The organism is Companilactobacillus halodurans, assembly GCF_009600985.1.
In the GTDB taxonomy this organism is placed as follows: Bacteria; Bacillota; Bacilli; order Lactobacillales; family Lactobacillaceae; genus Companilactobacillus; species Companilactobacillus halodurans.
Map to the genome: position 1 here is coordinate 94137 of NZ_VDFP01000005.1, position 20570 is coordinate 114706.

Annotated in this window: 16 protein-coding genes and 1 pseudogene; 15 read left to right on the forward strand and 2 right to left on the reverse strand. The window is 35.5% G+C overall.

The window, feature by feature from the left end:
• The first annotated feature begins 236 nt into the window (after nucleotides 1–236).
• The 7 genes from walK (at nucleotide 237) to FHL06_RS04050 (ending at nucleotide 9266) form a co-directional block, all read left to right on the forward strand.
• On the forward strand, nucleotides 237–2132 hold the full coding sequence (gene walK, locus FHL06_RS04020) for a cell wall metabolism sensor histidine kinase WalK (RefSeq protein ID WP_153384958.1): 1896 nt from the start codon (nucleotides 237–239) through the stop codon (nucleotides 2130–2132).
• Nucleotides 2122–3438, forward strand: a complete 1317-nt coding sequence (locus FHL06_RS04025) for a YycH family regulatory protein (RefSeq protein ID WP_153384959.1) — start codon at nucleotides 2122–2124, stop codon at nucleotides 3436–3438. The genes walK and FHL06_RS04025 overlap by 11 nt, the downstream gene beginning before the upstream one ends.
• Nucleotides 3439–4254 (forward strand): two-component system regulatory protein YycI, encoded by an 816-nt coding sequence (locus tag FHL06_RS04030; RefSeq protein ID WP_153384960.1) that lies wholly within the window; start codon nucleotides 3439–3441, stop codon nucleotides 4252–4254.
• Nucleotides 4235–5050: an MBL fold metallo-hydrolase gene (locus FHL06_RS04035; RefSeq protein ID WP_337692524.1), complete on the forward strand. Its 816-nt coding sequence runs from the start codon at nucleotides 4235–4237 to the stop codon at nucleotides 5048–5050. The genes FHL06_RS04030 and FHL06_RS04035 overlap by 20 nt, the downstream gene beginning before the upstream one ends.
• A gap of 89 nt (nucleotides 5051–5139) precedes the next feature.
• Complete coding sequence (locus FHL06_RS04040; protein WP_153384962.1) at nucleotides 5140–6531, forward strand: S1C family serine protease; 1392 nt, start codon at nucleotides 5140–5142, stop codon at nucleotides 6529–6531.
• 395 nt (nucleotides 6532–6926) lie between these two features.
• Entirely contained in the window at nucleotides 6927–7406 is a 480-nt protein-coding gene (rlmH, locus tag FHL06_RS04045; protein WP_153384963.1) for a 23S rRNA (pseudouridine(1915)-N(3))-methyltransferase RlmH, read from the forward strand.
• A gap of 522 nt (nucleotides 7407–7928) precedes the next feature.
• Nucleotides 7929–9266: an SLAP domain-containing protein gene (locus tag FHL06_RS04050; RefSeq protein WP_153384964.1), complete on the forward strand. Its 1338-nt coding sequence runs from the start codon at nucleotides 7929–7931 to the stop codon at nucleotides 9264–9266.
• A 17-nt stretch (nucleotides 9267–9283) separates the two neighbouring features.
• Here FHL06_RS04050 and FHL06_RS04055 read toward each other — a convergent pair whose 3' ends face one another.
• Entirely contained in the window at nucleotides 9284–10270 is a 987-nt protein-coding gene (locus FHL06_RS04055; protein ID WP_153384965.1) for an AraC family transcriptional regulator, read from the reverse strand.
• 142 nt (nucleotides 10271–10412) lie between these two features.
• Here FHL06_RS04055 and FHL06_RS04060 point away from each other — a divergent pair, with 142 nt between their 5' ends.
• The 8 genes and pseudogenes from FHL06_RS04060 (at nucleotide 10413) to FHL06_RS04095 (ending at nucleotide 19501) form a co-directional block, all read left to right on the forward strand.
• Nucleotides 10413–11600, forward strand: coding sequence for an MFS transporter (locus FHL06_RS04060; protein ID WP_238333957.1), 1188 nt, complete (start codon nucleotides 10413–10415; stop codon nucleotides 11598–11600).
• 2 nt (nucleotides 11601–11602) lie between these two features.
• A pseudogene (locus FHL06_RS04065) lies at nucleotides 11603–13189 on the forward strand (alpha-L-rhamnosidase-related protein).
• Between the two features lie 11 nt (nucleotides 13190–13200).
• Nucleotides 13201–14124, forward strand: coding sequence for an ROK family protein (locus tag FHL06_RS04070; protein ID WP_153384966.1), 924 nt, complete (start codon nucleotides 13201–13203; stop codon nucleotides 14122–14124).
• A 310-nt stretch (nucleotides 14125–14434) separates the two neighbouring features.
• Nucleotides 14435–15091, forward strand: a complete 657-nt coding sequence (locus FHL06_RS04075) for a YczE/YyaS/YitT family protein (RefSeq protein ID WP_153384967.1) — start codon at nucleotides 14435–14437, stop codon at nucleotides 15089–15091.
• 230 nt (nucleotides 15092–15321) lie between these two features.
• Nucleotides 15322–16347, forward strand: a complete 1026-nt coding sequence (gene argC / locus FHL06_RS04080) for an N-acetyl-gamma-glutamyl-phosphate reductase (protein WP_153384968.1) — start codon at nucleotides 15322–15324, stop codon at nucleotides 16345–16347.
• A gap of 16 nt (nucleotides 16348–16363) precedes the next feature.
• Entirely contained in the window at nucleotides 16364–17584 is a 1221-nt protein-coding gene (gene argJ / locus FHL06_RS04085; RefSeq protein ID WP_153384969.1) for a bifunctional glutamate N-acetyltransferase/amino-acid acetyltransferase ArgJ, read from the forward strand.
• A gap of 31 nt (nucleotides 17585–17615) precedes the next feature.
• Entirely contained in the window at nucleotides 17616–18353 is a 738-nt protein-coding gene (argB, locus tag FHL06_RS04090) for an acetylglutamate kinase (protein ID WP_153384970.1), read from the forward strand.
• 20 nt (nucleotides 18354–18373) lie between these two features.
• Nucleotides 18374–19501, forward strand: coding sequence for an acetylornithine transaminase (locus FHL06_RS04095; RefSeq protein WP_153384971.1), 1128 nt, complete (start codon nucleotides 18374–18376; stop codon nucleotides 19499–19501).
• A gap of 36 nt (nucleotides 19502–19537) precedes the next feature.
• Here the strand turns inward: FHL06_RS04095 and FHL06_RS04100 are convergent, their stop codons facing one another.
• Nucleotides 19538–20434, reverse strand: a complete 897-nt coding sequence (locus FHL06_RS04100; protein ID WP_337692525.1) for a PLP-dependent cysteine synthase family protein — start codon at nucleotides 20432–20434, stop codon at nucleotides 19538–19540.
• Between the last annotated feature and the right edge of the window lie 136 nt (nucleotides 20435–20570).

The following is a 20570-nucleotide window of genomic DNA, read 5'->3' on the forward strand; positions in this document are numbered from 1 at the left end:
ATATGCTGCATTATCCTAATCTAAGGAAGAACCTTCTTCTTGATTGTATTTCTTTTCTTACTTAAGGACCATATTTTTTTCCATATGGCCCATGCTTTTTAACAATAGTTCCATATGGAAAACGAATAATTTATTTTTTAGATGTCGAAACGATTATTATAAAAGCAAGCCAGTTTTTTTGTTATCTTCATAGCTGTATAATGTAACTAAGTCTGTATCAATTAGGTGGAAAAATTTTGAAAAATAGGTTTGTCTTTCTACATTCGATTAATTTCAAAATCGGATTGTCATTTATTTTAATTCTTATTGTCACAATTGAAATCATTGGGGCTTATTTCGTACGTCAACTTGAGGATCAAAACATCTCTAGTTTTGAAAACTCAGTTGTTGTACCACCATATACACTCAATCAAATTTCTGGAAATTTAACTGATAACGATGAACACACGCGTGAAAATATTGGAAATACGATTCAAGATTATACGCGGGTAAGTACAGATATAACTGATGTACAAGTCGTTGATCGAAGTGGCATCATTGTTGGAGCTAAAGATTCAGATGGTTCTAATATAGTAGGAACGCAAACTCTTAAGGATAATATCAAGCAGAGTATCAAGACTGATAAAAGAATTACGCAGATTTATTATGAAAAAGATAGCGGAAGTTCCTATGAGTCGATTGTTCCAGTTAGTTCGCCTGATAACAGCACAGTTGTTGGGGCAATTTATGTCCGCGCCAGCATGGAATCAGTTTATACGGGCATCAATAATATTATTTTGATTTTCCTTACAGCATCCTTGGTAGCCGGTCTCTTGGGGGCTGTGATTGCAATTTTTATTTCACGAGCAATTACCAGACCGATTGATGAAATGAAGCAACAAGCTGTGAGAATGGCTGAGGGAGATTATTCTGGCCAAGTTCGTGTTTATTCACCCGATGAATTAGGACAATTGGCTATGGCCGTCAATGATTTATCGGTCAAAGTTGAAGAAGCGACGGAAAATTCGGAATCAGAACGACGAAGGCTAGACAGCGTTTTGACGCAAATGTCAGATGGGGTCATTGCGACGAATCGATTGGGTAATATCACCGTCATCAATGAAATGGCCCAAGAATTTTTGGAAAAAGACGAAGACGATGCAATTGGACAACCGCTAGTCGATGTCTTAGGCGTCCAAGATCAAACTAGTTTTGACGACCTTTTGGAAAATCCTGATCCAATGGTAATCGAAACGAATGATACCAATGATGATTACGACGAAGAATCTGATAATTCATTGATTCTAAACGCTGATTTCTCACTGATTCAACGTAACAGTGGTTTCATTAGTGGTATGGTCTGCGTCCTACACGATGTTACTGAACAACAAAAAATCGATAGTGAACGTCGTCAATTCGTTTCAAACGTTTCGCACGAATTGCGGACTCCTTTAACAAGTATCAGTAGTTATATTGATGCGTTGAATAATGGAGCTTGGAAAGATCAAAAGCTGGCACCACAATTCTTAGGTGTTACAGCTGAAGAAACTGACCGTATGATTCGTATGATCAAGGACCTTTTGAGTTTGTCACGAATGGATCAAGGTCGTTCTAAATTGGACAAGGAATTAGTTAACTTCAACGAATTCTTCTCCTATATTTTGGATCGATTTGATATGATGTTGAAAAAGGAAAAAGCTGATGCTAAAGAAGATAACAGTAAAATCGTTAAGAATTATCGTATCAAGCGAATCTTCACTAGCAAAGACTTGTGGGTCGAAATCGATACCGATAAGATGACGCAAGTTATGGATAACATCATCAATAATGCCATCAAGTATTCACCAGATGGCGGAGTTATCACTTGTCGGTTGTTGGAAACTAACAAGCACATTATTGTCAGCATTTCTGATGAAGGCTTGGGTATTCCTAGAAAGGATATCAAGAAAGTCTTTGAACGTTTCTATCGAGTTGATAAAGCACGTTCTAGAAAACAAGGCGGTACTGGCTTAGGTCTATCTATTTCTAAGGAAATCGTGGAGCAACATAAGGGTAGAATCTGGGTCAATAGTGCTGAAGGTAAGGGATCAACATTCTACATTTCCTTACCATTTGATCCTAACGAAACAGGAGGAGAATGGGATGAAGTTTAGTCGTTTAATCGTCCAACTACTATTGGTCGTAGCAGTCATTACCAGTGTTGTCCTATCCTTCTTCATTTGGACGAACACTGCTCGCTATCAACGAGGCCGGGATGTCGATGTGACATCTTCGACTGATTCAAATAAGAGCGAGATTCCTATGAACCAAGTTATCAGTCCAACTTCGGTAATTTGGCATGATAAAAATGATCAGCATTTGATTTATAACAGTAATGAAAATATTTCTTTAAGTATTCAAAAGGTAATGGAAGATTGGAAAATCAGTGAGCCTAAGTCTGTCTCTAAAAAAGACGGAGCTTATTATCAAAAGGTGATTCAAGCTAAAAATACGATTCAACTAGTTTATCCAACCGCTATTTCTATCAGTTCATTTGGATATTTATTGAATAATGATGGTTTAAAGAAGAGCAACAGTCATCAATTTAATCGGATTTTGATTAATTTGAAGAACAAAAAAATCAAGAATATTTACTTGGCTAATGATAATAATTATGCGGTTTATCAAGCTAAAGTTAAGAATTCTTCTTCCAATCCAATTTCTAAATTAGTTAAACAAGCTAATATCAATTTAAAGATTAGATTGAATATTATGAAGCATGGGATTTTTACTTTCTATTCCAATCCAATCAAGCTACAAAGCTATTCTTATGTGGTTACTGGAAAAAAGGATAGCGAGTATACTTCAGCCTTGTTTGATTCTAATACTGGTGGTTTGGTAACATCTGAGGATAACAACGTTTATACATATAATTATGGCGAATCGAAACGTTTAGTTTCTGATCATAATACTGAAGAATTGACTTTGGATGATTATACCGATACCTCGGTTCCTAAGTCACAATTAGCTTTCTTACAACGTGGTTATCAAAAAGTCGTCAACTTACAAAACCCAGTTTCTAACCTGCGTTTGTATCGAGCAGATTGGAAGAAAAAGAATCTTACGTTTAGAGAATATGTTGAAGGATTCCCAATCTTTAAGAAGAGTCAATTTGGTTCTGTTAGAATCAACTTTAGCCGTAAAGGCAGTACTGAAAAGTTCTTAAATAAAAACTTGGAAGTACCGGTCCCATCTAATCAAACAGCTACGAAGCTGAAGTCGACAACAGCTATTTTCAAAGGCCTTCAACGGGTTGGTTATTCACCAAATGATGTTCAAGACGTTGAGGTTGGATATCAATGGGAAGAAGAAACTGATAATGAGAAAGTCGTCGATTTGAAACCAACTTATTACATCAGAATCGGTAACCATTGGAAACCATACAATGAATGGACAAATGAATCTGCGGAGGAAGAATAAATGGATTTTAAAAGAATCGAAGTTATATTCTTGATAGTATTTTTCTCATTAGATGTCTTTTTATTCTTGTCTTTTCGCAATAGTCAACAATTAGTCAGCAGTTCTAGTACCAATACGTCGACCGTTTCAGAAATGAAAAAACGTAATATTAGTTTTGGCAGTCTGGATTCTAAGAATGGCTATGCTTATTATTTGGGTTCACAACCAGATGATTCTTTGGCTGAAAATTCTAATAAATTGACGGGTCAAAAAGTTGAATACGATGAAAGTGATCACAGTTTAACAAGTGGTTTGGAAGACCCAATTTCAATTACTTCAACTAATCGTGAAACCGTGATGAATAAATTCATTAAAAAAGAATCCAATGTTTTGTTTGGCAAGAGCTATAAATATGCCCCTCAATTGTCTACTAAGACGCGGATGGTTTACATCTATTCCGGAACTTTGGGCGATATTTATGACAAAACAGCACAGTTAACATTTACCATTAGCGACAATGAAGTGGTAGGTTATACACAGACGTATGTAAGATCACTGATAATTTTGCATGAAAGACAAGTTATCAAGAGTGAAAAAGAAGTCATTACGAGACTTTATGCCAATTCCGAAATACCTAATAATTCAAAAATTTCCTATGCGAACTTAGCTTATACGAAATTACTCGTAGCTAAGGGAAGTACGATTTATATTCCGGTTTGGTTTGTCACAATTAAAAATAAAGACAGTAAAGTTAATACTACTAAGAAAGTTAATGCCTTTACTGGTAATATTATCAAGAGTTCAACAAATGGAGATAGTGATTATAGTGCCCAATGACGATAGTTTAAAAATTAGTGTTTTGGCCAGCAGCAGTTCTGGCAACGCTACTTATATTGAAACGCCTAAGCATCATGTACTAGTTGATGCTGGGTTATCTGGTAAGAAAATTAAAGAAGCAATGGAAAGCATCGGCAAAGACATCAATACCGTCGATTCTTTGTTCGTGACGCATGAACATACTGACCATATCAAAGGAGTTGGTGTTTTAGCTCGGAGATATGATTTGAATGTTTATGCCAATGAAAAAACTTGGCAAGCTATGATGCCAAAAATTGGTAAAGTTCCAGAAGACGAAATCAATATTTTCAATCACAACAAAGTTTTGAGTTTAGACGATCTTGATATTGAGAGTTTTGCGGTTTCTCATGATGCTGCTGATCCACAATTTTACAAGTTCTACCACAATGGCAAGCAATTTGTGATTTTAACGGATACTGGTTACGTGTCGGATCGAGTTCAAAAGACGATTGAAAATGCGGATGGGTATTTGATGGAATGCAATCATGACGTAGAAATGTTGCGTGATGGGATATACCCATGGCCTCTCAAACAAAGAATTCTCAGTGAAAAGGGGCACTTGTCCAATGAAGATGGCGCACACACTTTAATGGATGTCATCGGCAACAATACCAAGCAGATTTTCTTAGGACATTTGAGTCATGAGAACAATACTAAAACGGTGGCTCGCACAGAGGTTACTCAAGTCTTAGAGGATCACGATTTTGGCGTTGGCCATGATTTTAAAATCAATGATACTGACCCTGCGATTGCGGATCCTTTGATTGCTTTATAAATGTGAACAAATTAATCATAAGTCGTTCATAATTTTTTCATAATTCAACGGTATATTAGACTTAGTAAATATGGGGAAGTGAATGTTAGATGAATAATGACAATAATAATGATAAGTCCGAATCAAGAGTAGAAGAAAAGAAGCGCGGTTCGAATAACAACAATAATTCAAATAAGAATTCATTATGGAAAATTGGAATCGTCGCTTTCATTTCGGCAGCTTTAGGTGTCGTAATTGCTTTTGCAGGATTTACATATTTTGGCAATAACTCTTCTGATACAGCAAGCAGTGGTTCTGCTGGAACTACGCAAGTAGCTAATACAAAAGTGAATACCTCCAGTTCGATGTCAGGAGCTTATAAGAAGGTCAATGGAGCGGTTGTTTCCGTAATCAACCTTCAAAAACAAAAGGAACAGTCAAGTGGCGATGGCAGTTTATCGTCGATTTTTGGCGATTTGTTTGGTGATAGTGGTTCATCGGATAATTCACAATCACAAGACCAAACTGATGGCGATAGCAGTTCTGATTCTGATTCAAATTCAGGCTCTAGTTCAGATTCTTCTAGCTCATCAAGTAACAGCAATTTGCAAGAATACAGTGAAGGTTCAGGCGTTATTTACGCTAAACAAAATGGTAAAGGCTATATCGTAACTAATAACCACGTTGTTTCCGGTTCTGATTCTTTGGAAATCATTTTAGAGGATGGAACTAAAGTTAGTGCCAAATTAGTTGGTACTGATAGTACAACTGACTTAGCTGTTTTGGAAATTCCTGGCAGCAAGGTTCCTGCTACAGCATCATTTGGCAACTCTGATAATGTTTCACCTGGAGATCCAGTTATTGCTATTGGTTCGCCACTAGGTAGCGAATATGCCACAACAGTTACTCAAGGTATCATTTCAGCTACGAATAGAACCGTAACGACACAAGACCAAAATACAGGTCAAGCAACTGGTGAGGCAACCGTTCTTCAAACCGATGCCGCAATTAACCCTGGTAATTCTGGTGGTCCACTAGTTAATGCCGCTGGTCAAGTCATTGGTATCAATTCAATGAAATTAGCCTCGAGTACTGATGGCTCTTCAGTTGAAGGGATGGGCTTTGCTATTCCAAGTAGCGAAGTAGTCAAGATTATCAATCAGTTAGTTGAGAATGGTAAAGTTGAACGTCCATCGCTTGGTATTAGAGTCTTAGACCTTGATCAAATCACAGATGATTCGCAATCAAGCTTGAAACTACCAAGCAGCGTAACTAAGGGTGTTGTAGTTTACAGCACAACTTCAGGTTCAGTTGCTAAGGCCGCTGGCATGAAGAAATATGATGTTATCGTTAAGTTAGGCAACAAGAAGATTACTTCGGTAGCCGACTTGCACACAGCACTTTACTCGCATTCAGTTGGCGATACGGTCAATATTCAATATTATCGTAATGGTAAGCTGAATACCGCACAGGTACATTTAACAAAAGAAAGTTCTAACTAAACAAATAAATTAGGCGTGAAACCAGTTAATACTAGTTTCACGCCTTTTTTTGAACATTAATTTATGATTAAAAGATTTATTTCGACTTTTCAGAAAACTAATGAACAGAATTTATCCACATTTGTTCATAACCTGTGGATAAGTGGCCAAATAATTGACAAAACGCTGTATAAAAGTTTTCCACAGATTTACCCACAGCTGTTAATAAGTTTTTAATGTTAATCGAGAAATCATCTCTAAATCCTAATATATCAGTAATAATTACTGTTACACAAAATTGGACAAACGTTTTTTTTATTGTGCACAGTTGAAATGTCATGATAATTCGTAATTTTAAATAAATTTGGCAATTAAATAATAATTTCGTATCATATTGATTGAGGAGATTTTTACAAATGAATATAAAAGTTGTTACAGTAGGAAAATTAAAAGAGAAGTATTTTAAAGCCGGAATTGCCGAATATGCCAAGCGTTTGGGAGCCTTTTGCAAATTCCAAATCGTCGAATGCCCTGATGAAAAAGCCCCTGAAAGTTTGAGTGAAGCACAAGATGCTAAAGTTAAACAAATTGAGGGAGAACGAATATTAGGAAAAATCAAAGACAAGGAATATGTGATTTTACTAGATTTACGAGGCAAAGAATTAACATCGGAAGAGTTAGCTAAAAAAATCGATGACTTATCCACATATGGGACCTCAGACATTACCTTTGTTATTGGAGGATCATTAGGAGTAAGTCCAGAAGTGACGAAAAGAGCCGATTTCAGTATCTGTTTTGGAAAATTCACCTTACCGCATCAATTGATGAGATTAGTGCTGACAGAACAGATTTATCGGTCATTTATGATTATTAATCATAGGACATATCATAAATAGAGAGTGGAGGCCGGGCGCCCAGCTTCCGGAGCTTAAGACAATTTCACCCATTGCTCGCGAACTATGCGAGTGATGAGTGAAATAGCCTTAGGTGCAGGAAGTTGCCCAGCCGCAACTCGTTTCCGCTATAAAGCAAAGAAGCGTGGTTTTAAGTTTGAATTTGAAAAAGCATCGAATCAATAATGAACCGTTATAAAGCAAAGAAGCGCAGTTTTTAATCTGAATTTAAAAAAGTGTGGATTAATAATTAACCGTTATAAACCAAATAAACTTAGCTTTTTAACTAGATTTCAAAATCGTAACCCAATAATTATCACAACAATCGAAAAAACATCAAATTTTACAATAATATGTCAATAACCAGAAAAATATTTAAAAATTAGCAAATTAATATTCATATTATTGAAAATTTAAACCTTAAGTTTCTTTTATTTTTTTCCAAAATAAGCCCCAAAAACAAAGATTTGTTTAAAATTAAATTTGGATAATGAAAAATTATTTTTAAATTAGGGATGGCTTAAAATGAGAGAAAATAAAATTTTAGTAGCTTCTGCAGTTGCTATTATGATGGCTCCCGCAGCTCTAAATGCATTGCCAACACAAAATGTTGATGCTTCAGCTGTCGGAACAGTTACCAAAGTTACACCGGTTTATGCTTCAACTGGTAAAGCAAATGGGACAACATTGCCAGCAGGTAGTCAATGGAAATTAGGACAACAAATTACTTTAAATGGCGTTGCCCACTATATGGTTGGAACTAACGAGTATATTCCAGCTTCAATGGTTTCAAATGTGACTGGTTCAGCTAACTCGGAAGATGACAGTCAAACAGTTGGTCGTTATGTCGCAGATAATCCAGATGCAGGAAAGACTGTCGTAGCTGATCAAGCGTTGGATATCGTTGATAATTACGGTAATTCAACTGGAAAAGCTGTACCAAGCGGCAGTCAATGGGTAATCGGCCAAGTATTGCATGTTAACAAACAGGTCTATTACCAAGTCGCTACTAACGAGTGGATTTCAGCTCAAGGAGTAACTGTAGTCAATCCAACTACTGACAATACTTCAGGAACTGATAGCACAAGTACTGCAAGTAAAGATGCCAATTATGGTAAAACTGGAACTGTGAAAAATGTCGCCAAAGTCTTTGATGACAAAGGGGTCGATACTGGAGTTGTTTTGCCAACTAACAGCCAATGGATCCTTGGCAATCACATGGAGTTAAACGGCATTGAATACTATCAGGTTGCAACTAATGAATGGGTCACAGCACCAGATATTTCGATTGCTGGAACAACATCGACTAATGATAATACAAGTTCAGGCAATGGTAGTTATATCGTAGCTTCAAAAGTTGCTGGACAAGTTGGGACTTTGAACTCGAATGCTGCTGTCGTTGATGGATCAGGGATTGATACTGGAGCAACTTTGCAAAAGGGTACTTCATGGAAGTTAGGTGGAAACCTCTTGTCATATGACAATCAGGCATTTTACCAAGTAGCAACTAATCAATACGTTTCAGTAGCCTACATGGATGTTCAAACTCCAAGTACAACTACGACTACTAACACAAATACGAATACTAATTCGTCAGTTCCAACACCTGGAAATGGTTTAGTAGGAACAACGAATAAGACTTTGAGAACTTATAACACATCAAAAAATTCATATGATATGACCTTGCCAGCTCAATCAACTTGGAAGATTTCTAAGTTAGTCGTTAACAAGTACGGCTCATATTGGGGTGAAGTAGCCACTAACCAATGGGTTTGGATTACTGATGTTACTTTGAATAGTGGTCTTAATTTGAAAGATAATTCATATTACGAACCTGAATTTGCTACAAGTATTAACAAATAAAAAAAGAGTGAAAATTATTAATTTTCACTCTTTTTTTTATTTATCATACGAATTTGTTTAGGAGTTTTTTTATAGTAATCTTTAAATTTGCTATAAAAATAAGTTCTGTTAGAGATACCAACTCTTTCAATAATTGTTCCTATAGGAAGTTCAGTATTGGTTAATAATTCATAGGCATTTTGCATTCTTTGTTCATTGAGTATGTCAGAAAAAGTTCGACCAGTTTTTTCTTTTATTAAATTGCTAATATAATTTTTACTATAATTTAATTGATTAGCAATTTTTTCTAAAGAGGTATTTGAATAATCATTTTCAATGGCGAACAAGATTGGAACGATTATTTCCTTACTTCCTGTAACTTCTTTTTCAAGTTGAGCATTTACAGCTCTTGCAAGTTCGAAGAATATAATTGGCACATAATGATTGATTATTTGATTTGAAAATCTTTTAGGAAAAAAGTATTCCTCCATTGTTCGTTCGAGAATATGAGGTAAATCTTCTCCAGAATTTTTTATTAACATAAAATTTTTATGACTATTGTCTTTATCACCATTAACTGCATTTAAAACAAAATTTAATGACGGTGAAAATTTGTGGCTCATGTTTGTTAAAAAGCTAAAATTAAGATCAGACCTTTTAAAGAGAAAATTGACTAAAATGTCATTTTCATTTAAAGGGTCTATTTTATGTTTGCTACCAGTATCTAATAAAATAATATCGTGTTTATGCAATATTATTTCATGACCGTTTACTACTTCGCGACATTTTCCGGAATACATATAATTCATTTCCAAAAATTGATGTGAGTGTAAAGGATATGGTGCAAAGCGATGATGCTTGGAAATATAGATTGAATTATTTTTAAAAAATAATTCATTATTTAAACGGTAATCGCCATGTAAAATTCTTTTTTCTATCTGTGGGAAATCCATTACAAAAGCATGATTCTTAAACTGTCTTTCCTCAATTTTATCTTTGTTTCTTAGTAATTGATCTAAATTCATAATTTACTTCACCTGTATATTTGATACTTTTTATGATTATATCTGACATTGTTATGTTAACGCTATCATTGTTTAATAGACTTGTAAACGGTAACAACAACTTGATTTAAGAATTTTAAAAAATATTAGGAGGCATTTTATTATGAAGAAAGGTTGGTTAATGAGGTTTTCACTACTTTCAATTTCTTTAGTGTTGACTTCGGCAGGTGCTATTTCTGGTAACATCCCGGCAATGGCTAAGACATTTTCTAATGAGTCTTTATCATCTGTAGAAATGTTAACAACGATTCCTGCTTTGATGGTAGTTATCTTCGTTTTACTTAGTAGTTTTATTGCAAAATGGATAGGTCAAAAACAGACAGTTATTTTAGGTTTAGTTATTGCATTGATTTCTGGATTGGTTCCAGTATTCAGTAATGATTTTACAGTTATTTTAGTTTCAAGAGCCACTCTAGGTGTAGGATTTGGATTATTTAATTCGTTAGCCGTAAGTATGATTAGTGATTACTTTACTGGCGATGAAAGGGCACAGTTGATTGGATTTCAAAGTGCTTTTCAAGGATTAGGTACGGCAATTATGACTTATGTAGCTGGTCAATTATTAAAAGTTGATTGGCACGTGACATTTTGGATTTATGCAATCATTTTGCCAATTCTAGCTCTATTTATTCTCTTTGTTCCAAGTCCTAAGGCAGATGTTGATAAGAAAAGTGGAAATTCAACTAAGAGCGTTAAACAATCCACAAATTTGCAAGTAATTGGTTATGTACTACTTTTGTTTGTAGTTCTAATCATCTACATGGGTGTTCAAGTTAAATTAGCTTTGTTGTTTACTTCAAATGGTTATGGTACAGCTACTGATGCTGCCAATATTATTAGTATTATGTCAATTGGTAGTATGTTAGCAGGATTTGCCTTTGGTACTATTTTCAAAGTTATTAGACGCTATACTATTCCTGTTGCAATGGTTTTAATGGCTGTCTCGTTCTTTATCTTGTCAGTTTCAAGCAGCGTAGTTCTTTCAGGAGTTGGTGGTGTTCTAACAGGAATTTCATTCTCATTAATAGTTCCATACCTATTCAATCAAGTATCTGTTGTATCTCCTAAGGGTTCAGCAACATTATCAACTTCATTATTACTTGTTGGTTCTAACTTAGGTTCATCATTTTCTCCATATGGATTAGCAATATTAGGAAACTTATCAGGTACTAATTCAGTAAATGGTGTGTTTATGGCCGGCGGCATTGTACTTGCAATTATGGCTGTAATTGGTCTGGTATTTGTTACTAGTCGAAATAAAAATCGTAAAAACGTTGTAAAAGAAGGTTAACTATGGCATTTACATTTCAAATAAATAATGGTGTTAAATTCAATCATAATAAAGAATTGTTAAAAAAGGCTGAAGAAAGTACACCTAAATTAAAGCATGAAAAAATTAATCCTGTAAAAATAGTAGATATCGTTTCTGATAAGAAGGCTATGAATGGTTATAAAGCTGTAGATAGCGAAAAGGACATTAAAAAGCTATCTGAATATTCATTCAAGAAGGGTGAAAAAATTGTTTTAGATTTTGGTAATCATGAAGTGGGACACTTTAATATTGATTTAAATTCGGTTGGATCACCAATGGATGCCCCATTGTATTTACACCTGACATTTGCAGAAACACCAGCAGAAATAGGCGTTGATTCAAGTACCTACGACGGATGGTTAAGTAGTTCATGGATTTCTGAAGAGTACGTTCACTTAGATGTATTACCAACCAAATTAAATATGCCTCGTCGATATTCATTTAGGTACGTTGAATTAGAGGTTATGGATACTTCACCCAAGTGGCAAGTAAGCTTTAGCAATCCATCATTAATCACTGAAAGTGCGGTTTCGGTTAAAGATGTACCAGAAGTTAAAATTGATGATCCTATGTTGAAAAAGATTGATCAAATAAGTATTAAAACACTTCAAGATTGTATGCAAGAAGTATTTGAAGATGGCCCAAAACGTGATCACCGTCTATGGTTAGGTGATTTGAGATTGCAAGCACTAGCCAATTATGCGACATTTAATAATCAGGATTTGGTCAAAAGATGTTTGTACTTATTTGGAGGAATGACTACTGAAGAAGGTAAGATTTCCGCTAATGTATTTACTAAGCCTAATCCTGTACCAGATGATACTTTCATGTATGATTATAGTTTATTCTTTATTGCAGTTTTAAAAGATTATTTTGATAACTTTAAAGACCAAAGCGTTGTTAATGATTTATATCCAATAGCAAAAAAGGAAATTGATTTAGCTCTTAAAGAAGTTGGAAAAGATAACGTTCTAAAGATGAACGAGGATTGGCCTGTATTTGTTGATTAGTCTAATGATATTGATAAACAAGCATCAGGACAAGCAATTCTTATCTATGTATTGAAACAATTTGTATCGTTAGCAGAATTGGAAAAAGATGATGATGTTGATAAGTACAAGTTGGATATTGATAAATTAACAAAAGCCGCAATGGATAATTTCTTCGATAAAAATAAAGGGCTATTTGTTAGCGGACCTGATAAAGAAATTAATATTGCTAGTCAATCATGGATGGTAATTGCTCACGTCATGAACGATGATGAGAATTATGAATTGATGACTAAATCAGTTAAAACACTATTCCCTGTTACTGGAATTGCTACGCCATATATGTATCACCATATAGCTTTAGCTTTATTTGAATCTGGACATAAAGATGACGGGATAAAGTTAATTAAAAATTATTGGGGCAAAATGGTAGATCTAGGAGCAGATACTTTCTGGGAAGCATTTGAACCAGAGGATCCAAACTTCTCACCATATGGAAGCCCAGTAATTAATAGTTATTGTCACGCATGGAGTTGCACTCCTACATACTTAATCAGAAAGTACTTAGTTAATAAGTAGGTTTTAGGGTAATGATAAAAAAATATTTGGTTTTTGATATTGGTGGAACAGCTATAAAATTTGGATTAATTGATCACAGCGGTAAGTTAATAGAAAAAAATTCTGTAAAAACGCCACAAAATTATTATGATTTTGTAAATTTAGTTCAATCAATACTTGATAGATATAATAATAAAATAAGAGGTATAGCTTTTAGTGTCCCAGGACGTATTGACCACGATAAGGACATGATTTTTGGAGGTGGCAGTTTACCATTTCTAGACAAAAAGAGTTTTAATAATATGTTTGAAGTTAGTGTGCCAATTAGTGTAGAAAATGATGGTAAATCTGCAGCTCTTTCAGAATTATGGTTAGGTAACTTGAAGAATATTAATAATGGTGCGTCAATTGTTTTAGGTACTGGTGTAGGCAGTGGCATTATTATGAATCATCATTTAGTTTATGGTGCAAATTATCAAGCTGGAGAGATTAGTTTCATGTTAAATGATAATGCCAATATAACCTATAATAGCCTTGAAGGTAGCTTAGGATCTGCAGTAAAAATGGTCAACGAAATTGCAGAGAAATTGAATTTACCAGATAAGAATGATGGCATTAAAGTATTTAATGAAATCAATAATGATAATAAATTAGCTCTAAGGGTTTTTAAAAGATATTGTCATAACATTGCCTTATTGATTCATAATATTCAAAGTGTTTTAGATTTAGATAGATATACAATTGGTGGAGGAATTTCTGCTCAAAAGATTGTCACCGAGACGATTAACAGTGAGTTTGATAATATAAGAAACAGTCTTCCAATTATAAAGACAACTTTAAAAAGACCTGAAATTGTTGAAAGCAAGTTTAAAAATGATGCTAATTTATATGGTGCACTTTATTATTGGTTGTTAAAGGCTGATAACGTCAATCAACTCCAAAAAGATATTATTTGAAAATATTTAAAATGATAATGGTGATTATAAATTACCATTATTTTTTTGCCCTGTATTAATAATTGTTCGTTAAGTGGTTAAATCAATAATTGCATTTATGCCACCATTTGCACTAACATGAACTACTAGTGGGAGTAAGTCCCAAATAAAATGGGTAACGATAAATCAATGATAAGTATTTCAATGCTCATGTAAAACAAGGAGAAACTGCAAAAACACTACCTGTTGCTACAAACACAAAAAATTCTGATTATAAATTAAGAATAGAAACGCCTATCTTCGCTACCTTTGAATAAATTAGGGGGTAAATGTGATAAAAAAGATAAATTTAGTAACTTTTTTCATGATGATAATCGGCATCAGTCTGGTTGGATTGGGCGTTTCGGTGTTACGGATAACAAATGTTGGAACTGATCCATTTTCAGCTATGAATATTGGCTTCAGTCAAATCAGTGGCTTGAGTTTTGGCGTGGCCCAGTTGATTGTTAATATCATTATTTTTATCGTTCAATTAAAATATAGCCGCGATACGATTGGCTTAGGCACCTTATTGAATCTGACATTGTTGGCCTTCATTTCTGATTTCTTTTTGAGTTTATTCCAGAATTTTGGCTGGTCTTCGTTAAATCTTATTCAAAGAGGCATTGGGTTAATCTTAGCCGTATTAATCATTTCTTTTGGGATGTCACTCTATATGACTAGTGGATTAGGCGTTGCTCCATACGATTCTTTGGGAATGTTTTTACCAAAGGTAACGAAGATTCCCTTTAGAGTCTGGAGAGTATTGACTGACGGGACTTGTGTCGTGATAGCATTCTTTTGCAAGAGTACGATTGGAATCGGTACTTTAGCCATCTTCTTGTTAACCGGACCAACGGTATCGATGATTAATAATAAATTTACCGTTAAATTTAAAGAGCATTTAGAAAATTTGAGTTTGAGTAGAAATCAAATTCATTCAAATTAAAATAATTAACTAAAAATAGGCACCGCAATCATTTCCTGATTGCGGTGCCTATTAAATTTTTTATAACTAAACCTTTATTCTTGAAAGAAAATACCGATAGTTTAAAATTAAAAATGTAAAAATTAAATTAGAAATAGCCTTGTTTTTTTTAATAATCAAGAGTATTCTAGCTATTAATTTCTATTAAAGACATAGAAATAAGGATTAGACATCAAGAAAGGATGATAAGTATGAATGTTGGTCTTGTCGGTGTTACTGGTTACAGCGGTAGCGTCTTGTACGAATTACTATTACGGCACCCAAACGTTGATTCAGTCAACTTGTATGGGCACTCCCAGAAAGTAGCACAATCTTTAGAATCGGTTTTACCGCAACTGCGACGACGAGCTAATATTTTACCTTATGATTCTGCTGATATCATGAAAAATAACCAGATGGTCTTCTTCGATGTCTCAGCTGGAGTTACTACAGAATTGGCTAAACCATTTCTTGATGCCAATTTTCCGGTAATTGATTTAGCTGGCGACTATCGCTTGAAATCACGTGATGCTTATAAAAAATGGTATAAAAAAGAAGCTCCAGATGAAAAATACCTCAAGCAATCACATTATGGATTAGTTGATTTTACGAGTTCTAAGGGTGCAACCTATGTTTCAAATCCAGGCTGTTATGCAACAGCAACGATTTTAGCATTAGCACCATTGGTCATAAATCACCTAATCGATACGACCTCAATCGTCGTGGATGCCAAATCTGGTACATCCGGTGCTGGAAAGAGTTTGAGTGAATCAACTCATTTCAGCCAAACAAATGAAAATCTGCAACTGTATAAGGTAAATCATCATCAACATATTCCAGAAATTGTTGATCAATTAAAGGATTGGGACGAAGACGTACCTTACATTCAGTTCACTACAACTTTATTACCACTGACACGTGGAATAATGGCCAGTTGCTATACAAAGGCAAAATCTGGGATAACTGAAGAAGACGTCAAAAACGCATTCGTCCAAACATACTCAGATCACACCTTTATAAATGCTACTGAAGGAGTTTTCCCAACTTTGAAACAAGTGATTGGAACTAACTTCTGTGACATAGGTTATCAATTGAACCCTGTTACCCACCAAATCGTAATAGTCAGTGTAATTGATAACCTCCTAAAAGGTGCAGCTGGGCAAGCAATTCAAAACTTTAATCAAATGTTTGAATTTAAACCAGATGCAGGGCTGGACTTGATTCCGGTTCTACCTTAAATAGGAGGATTTTTTTATGCAATCGATTTTAAAAAAAGAGCAAAAGTATCAGATTATACCATTCACTTGGCCTAAGGGTTACAAATCAGACGGAGTTCATGCCGGATTGCGTAAGAATCCTCAGAAAAAAGACATGGGATGGCTTTATTCAAAAGTCCCCGCTCAAGCTGCAGGTACCTATACCACTAATCAATTCCAAGCAGCACCAACCAAATTGACTAAACAAACTATCAATAAAAGTCACCAGTTGCAGGCGATGGTGATGAATACAGCTATTGCCAACTCAGTTACTGGAGAACAAGGCATGTTAGATGCTAAGAAAATGCAACAACTGACAGCTGATAAATTGGATATCACGCCTGACTTAGTCGGGGTCGCTTCAACAGGATTGATTGGAGAACCATTGCCAATGAAGACAATTGCAAAAGGTATTTCTCAGTTGGAATTATTAGATAACGATTATGTTACCTCAGCTATTTTGACAACTGACAAGCATCAAAAAACGATTGCTGCACAAGTTGAAATTGGTGGAAAAACTGTTACTATCAGTGGCTTTTGTAAAGGGTCAGGGATGATTCATCCTAAAATGGCTACGATGTTGGGATTCGTCGTAACAGATGCCAATATTCAAGATGGATTGTTGCAAGATATTTTGAGTCAACAAGTTGATTCGACCTTTAATCAAATCACGGTTGATGGCGATACTTCGACAAATGACATGGTGGTGACTTTAGCCAACGGATTGGCAGGAAATCCTGAATTAACGACACAAAGTCCTGAGTATGAAGATTTTATTTCAGCTTATAACGCCGTTTTAAGTGAGTTAGCTCAAGACATTGCTGCAGATGGCGAAGGATCGACCAAATTAGTTGAAGTAAACGTGGAAAACGCAGCAACTCATGATGATGCTCAAAAGGTAAGTAAAGCTATTGTTGGTTCTAATCTTGTCAAAGCAGCAATTTTTGGAGAGGATGCCAACTGGGGTCGAATCATTGCAGCCATCGGACAAACGAATGCTAAAGTCGACATTGAGCATACGAGTGTTTGGCTCAATGATTTGGAATTAGTCGACAATAGCAGCAGTGCTAATTTCGATGAAATTACTATGAAAGAATCACTAAAAGATAATAAAATCACTATTCTTGTGGATTTGAATTCGGGAACAGCCACGGGACAAGCTTGGGGCTGTGATCTCACATATAACTATGTAAGAATCAACGCCACATATAGAAGCTAAAAACAAACCAAAAAGTGTGGAGTGAAATGAAATGAAAGAAACAATCGTTGTAAAAATAGGCGGCAATGCCTTGAATCATTTACCAGAAACTTTTTTCCAACAATTAAAAACTTGGTGGCTTGAAGGAAAGCGAATCTTAATCGTCCATGGAGGCGGCCCCCAGATTTCTGCTTGGAGCAAGAGATTAAAATTGAGCGTTGAAAAAATCGATGGCATTCGGGTCACTAGTCAAGAAACTCTAGACGTTACTAAAGCTGTATTAATTGGCGTCGTTCAACCTAAATTGTGTCAAACGATTGCTGATTCAGGACTACCAGTCATTGGCCTAAATGCTAGCGACGACAATTTGTTGACAGGCGAATATTTGAATCAAGCAAAGTATGGTCAAGTGGGAAAAATCAGTGACATCAATGCTAATTATCTTGAAGGATTATTGCGTGACCAAATCGGGATTTTGGCTCCTTTAGCACAAACAGAAGATGGAAAGTGGCTAAATGTCAATGCCGATATGGCGGCAGCTAAAATTGCCATTCAGTTGCAAGCTGAAGCCTTAGTTCTTTTGACCGATGTACCAGGTGTTTTGCATTCAGGTAAGGTCGTATCGCAGTTAACAGAAAACAGTGCGAATGAATTAGTGGAAAATAACGTAATTAAATCGGGGATGATGCCTAAAATCAAGGCTTCATTTACCGCGATAAGAAATGGAGTCGGGAATACTTTCATTACTGACGATTTAGGTCGACCAGGAACGAAATTTCAAAATAATTAAAAAATTCTGGAGGCATAATCATGGAACATGTATTTCCAACTTACAGTCGTTTTCCGTTTGATTTAGTAGACGGTCACGATGTTTATTTAACAGATAATAATCAAAAGACTTATTTAGATTTCACCAGTGGCATCGGAGTTTGCAGCTTCGGGTATAGTAATGAAATCATTCAAAAAAAAGTTGCTGACCAATTGCAAAAAGTTTGGCACATTTCTAATCTTTATGAGAGCAAAATTCAAGATGAAGTAGCAGGAATGCTTTGTAACGACGACCAGCTAGCTTTCTTTTGTAACTCAGGGACTGAAGCTAATGAGGCTGCCTTTAAATTGGCTCGTAAATATACTGGCAAAACTAAAGTCTTAGCATTTAATAATGGTTTTCACGGTCGTACTTATGGATCAATGTCATTAACTGGCAATCCTGATATTCAAAAGGGTTTTGAACCTTTGGTTCCAGATGTCGAATTTGCCGATTACAATGATGACAAAGCACTCGATTTAATTGATGACCAATTAGCAGCTGTGATTTTAGAGGTCATTCAAGGTGAAGGCGGCGTTTATGTTGCTGATAAAGCTTGGCTCCAAAAAATTCAACAAGCTTGCCAAGAAAATGATGTTTTATTGATTATCGATGAAGTCCAAACTGGTATCGGTCGTACGGGCACTAAATTTGCCTTTGAACAATTTGATTTAGAGCCTGACATCATCACTTCTGCTAAGGCCTTAGGAAATGGGACCCCAATTGGTGCGATGATTGGCAAAAAGAAATTTGCTAAAGCTTTTGGTCCCGGCAGTCACGGAACAACTTTTGGCGGCAATAAATTATCAATGGCTGCAGCTAGTGGCGTCCTGGAACAATTAACGCCAAAATTTTTAGAACAAGTTCAAACTAAATCAGCTAGTCTGTGGGATAAATTAAATGAAGAAATCAAACCACTACAAGCTGTTAAAGATATTACCGGTTTAGGATTTATGATTGGAATTCACCTAGATGAATCAATCAATGTTAATGATGTAATCAATCAATTGCATGATAAAGGTTTATTGACTTTATCAGCTAAACACAACACCTTGCGTTTGTTGCCACCACTCATCATGAATGAAGCTAACCTATTCAAAGGCGTTGAGTTAATCAAATCAGTCTTATAAAAGTGCTCCACAATCGAAAAAGGTTGTGGAGTTTTTTTAGTCATAAATGTGTTTACTTAAGTAACGTTCGCTAGAGTCAGGGAAAACAGTCACGATATTTGAATTTTCTGGTAAGTCTTTTGCCACTTGTAAAGCTGCTGCTAGAGCGGCACCACTAGAACTGCCGGCAAAGACGCCTTCGTTTTTGGCCAACCATTTAACATAGTAAAAAGCATCATCGTCGCTAATTGTTTTGACATCGTCAACAGTAATTGATTTGAAAAATGGTGGGATGAATTCGACCCCGATACCTTCAGTCCGATGGGCATGTTCTTTGCCGCCGTTTAAAATTGAACCTTCAGGTTCTACAGTGATAGCTTTCATATTTGGGAAAGCTTCTTGCAAAGCTTGCGTGACGCCAACAAAAGTCCCACCACTACCAGATCCTGCTACAAAGGCGTCGATTTTTTGATTAGCTAAATCAGAAATGATTTCTGGTCCCAAAGTTTTGTAATAGGCTTCAGGATTAGCTGGATTTTCAAACTGCAAAGGAACGTAAGAATTGTCGATTTTACTAGCGAGTTCTTTCGCTTTTTTAATGGCACCAACGATACCGTCTTCAGAAGGAGTGTGGATGATTTTTGCTCCTAAAGCAGTCATTAAGATTTGTTTTTCCTGACTGAAACGTTCTGGAACTACTAATTGAACGGGCAAATGGTATTTTTGAGCAACTAAAGCAACGCCAATGCCAGTATTGCCAGCGGTTGGTTCAATGATAGTCGTGTGTTCTTTGATTAAGCCTTTTTTGATGCCATCTTCAATCAAATTGACGCCTAAACGGTCCTTGATTGAGCCGCCGGGGTTAAACATTTCCAACTTGGCATAAATGTTAACGTTATTTGGAGTTTCTAGATTCAATTTTAATAAAGGTGTTTTTCCAATCGTTTGATAAATGTTTTTTACCGAAAATTACAAGAACAAGTTAGCCACTTGTCCAAAAATAAATACGAAATATATCAGTACCAGAAAAGTACATTTCTAAACTCCACAGAAACTAGTGAATAGTTCCCGTGGAGTTTTGTAGTTTAAC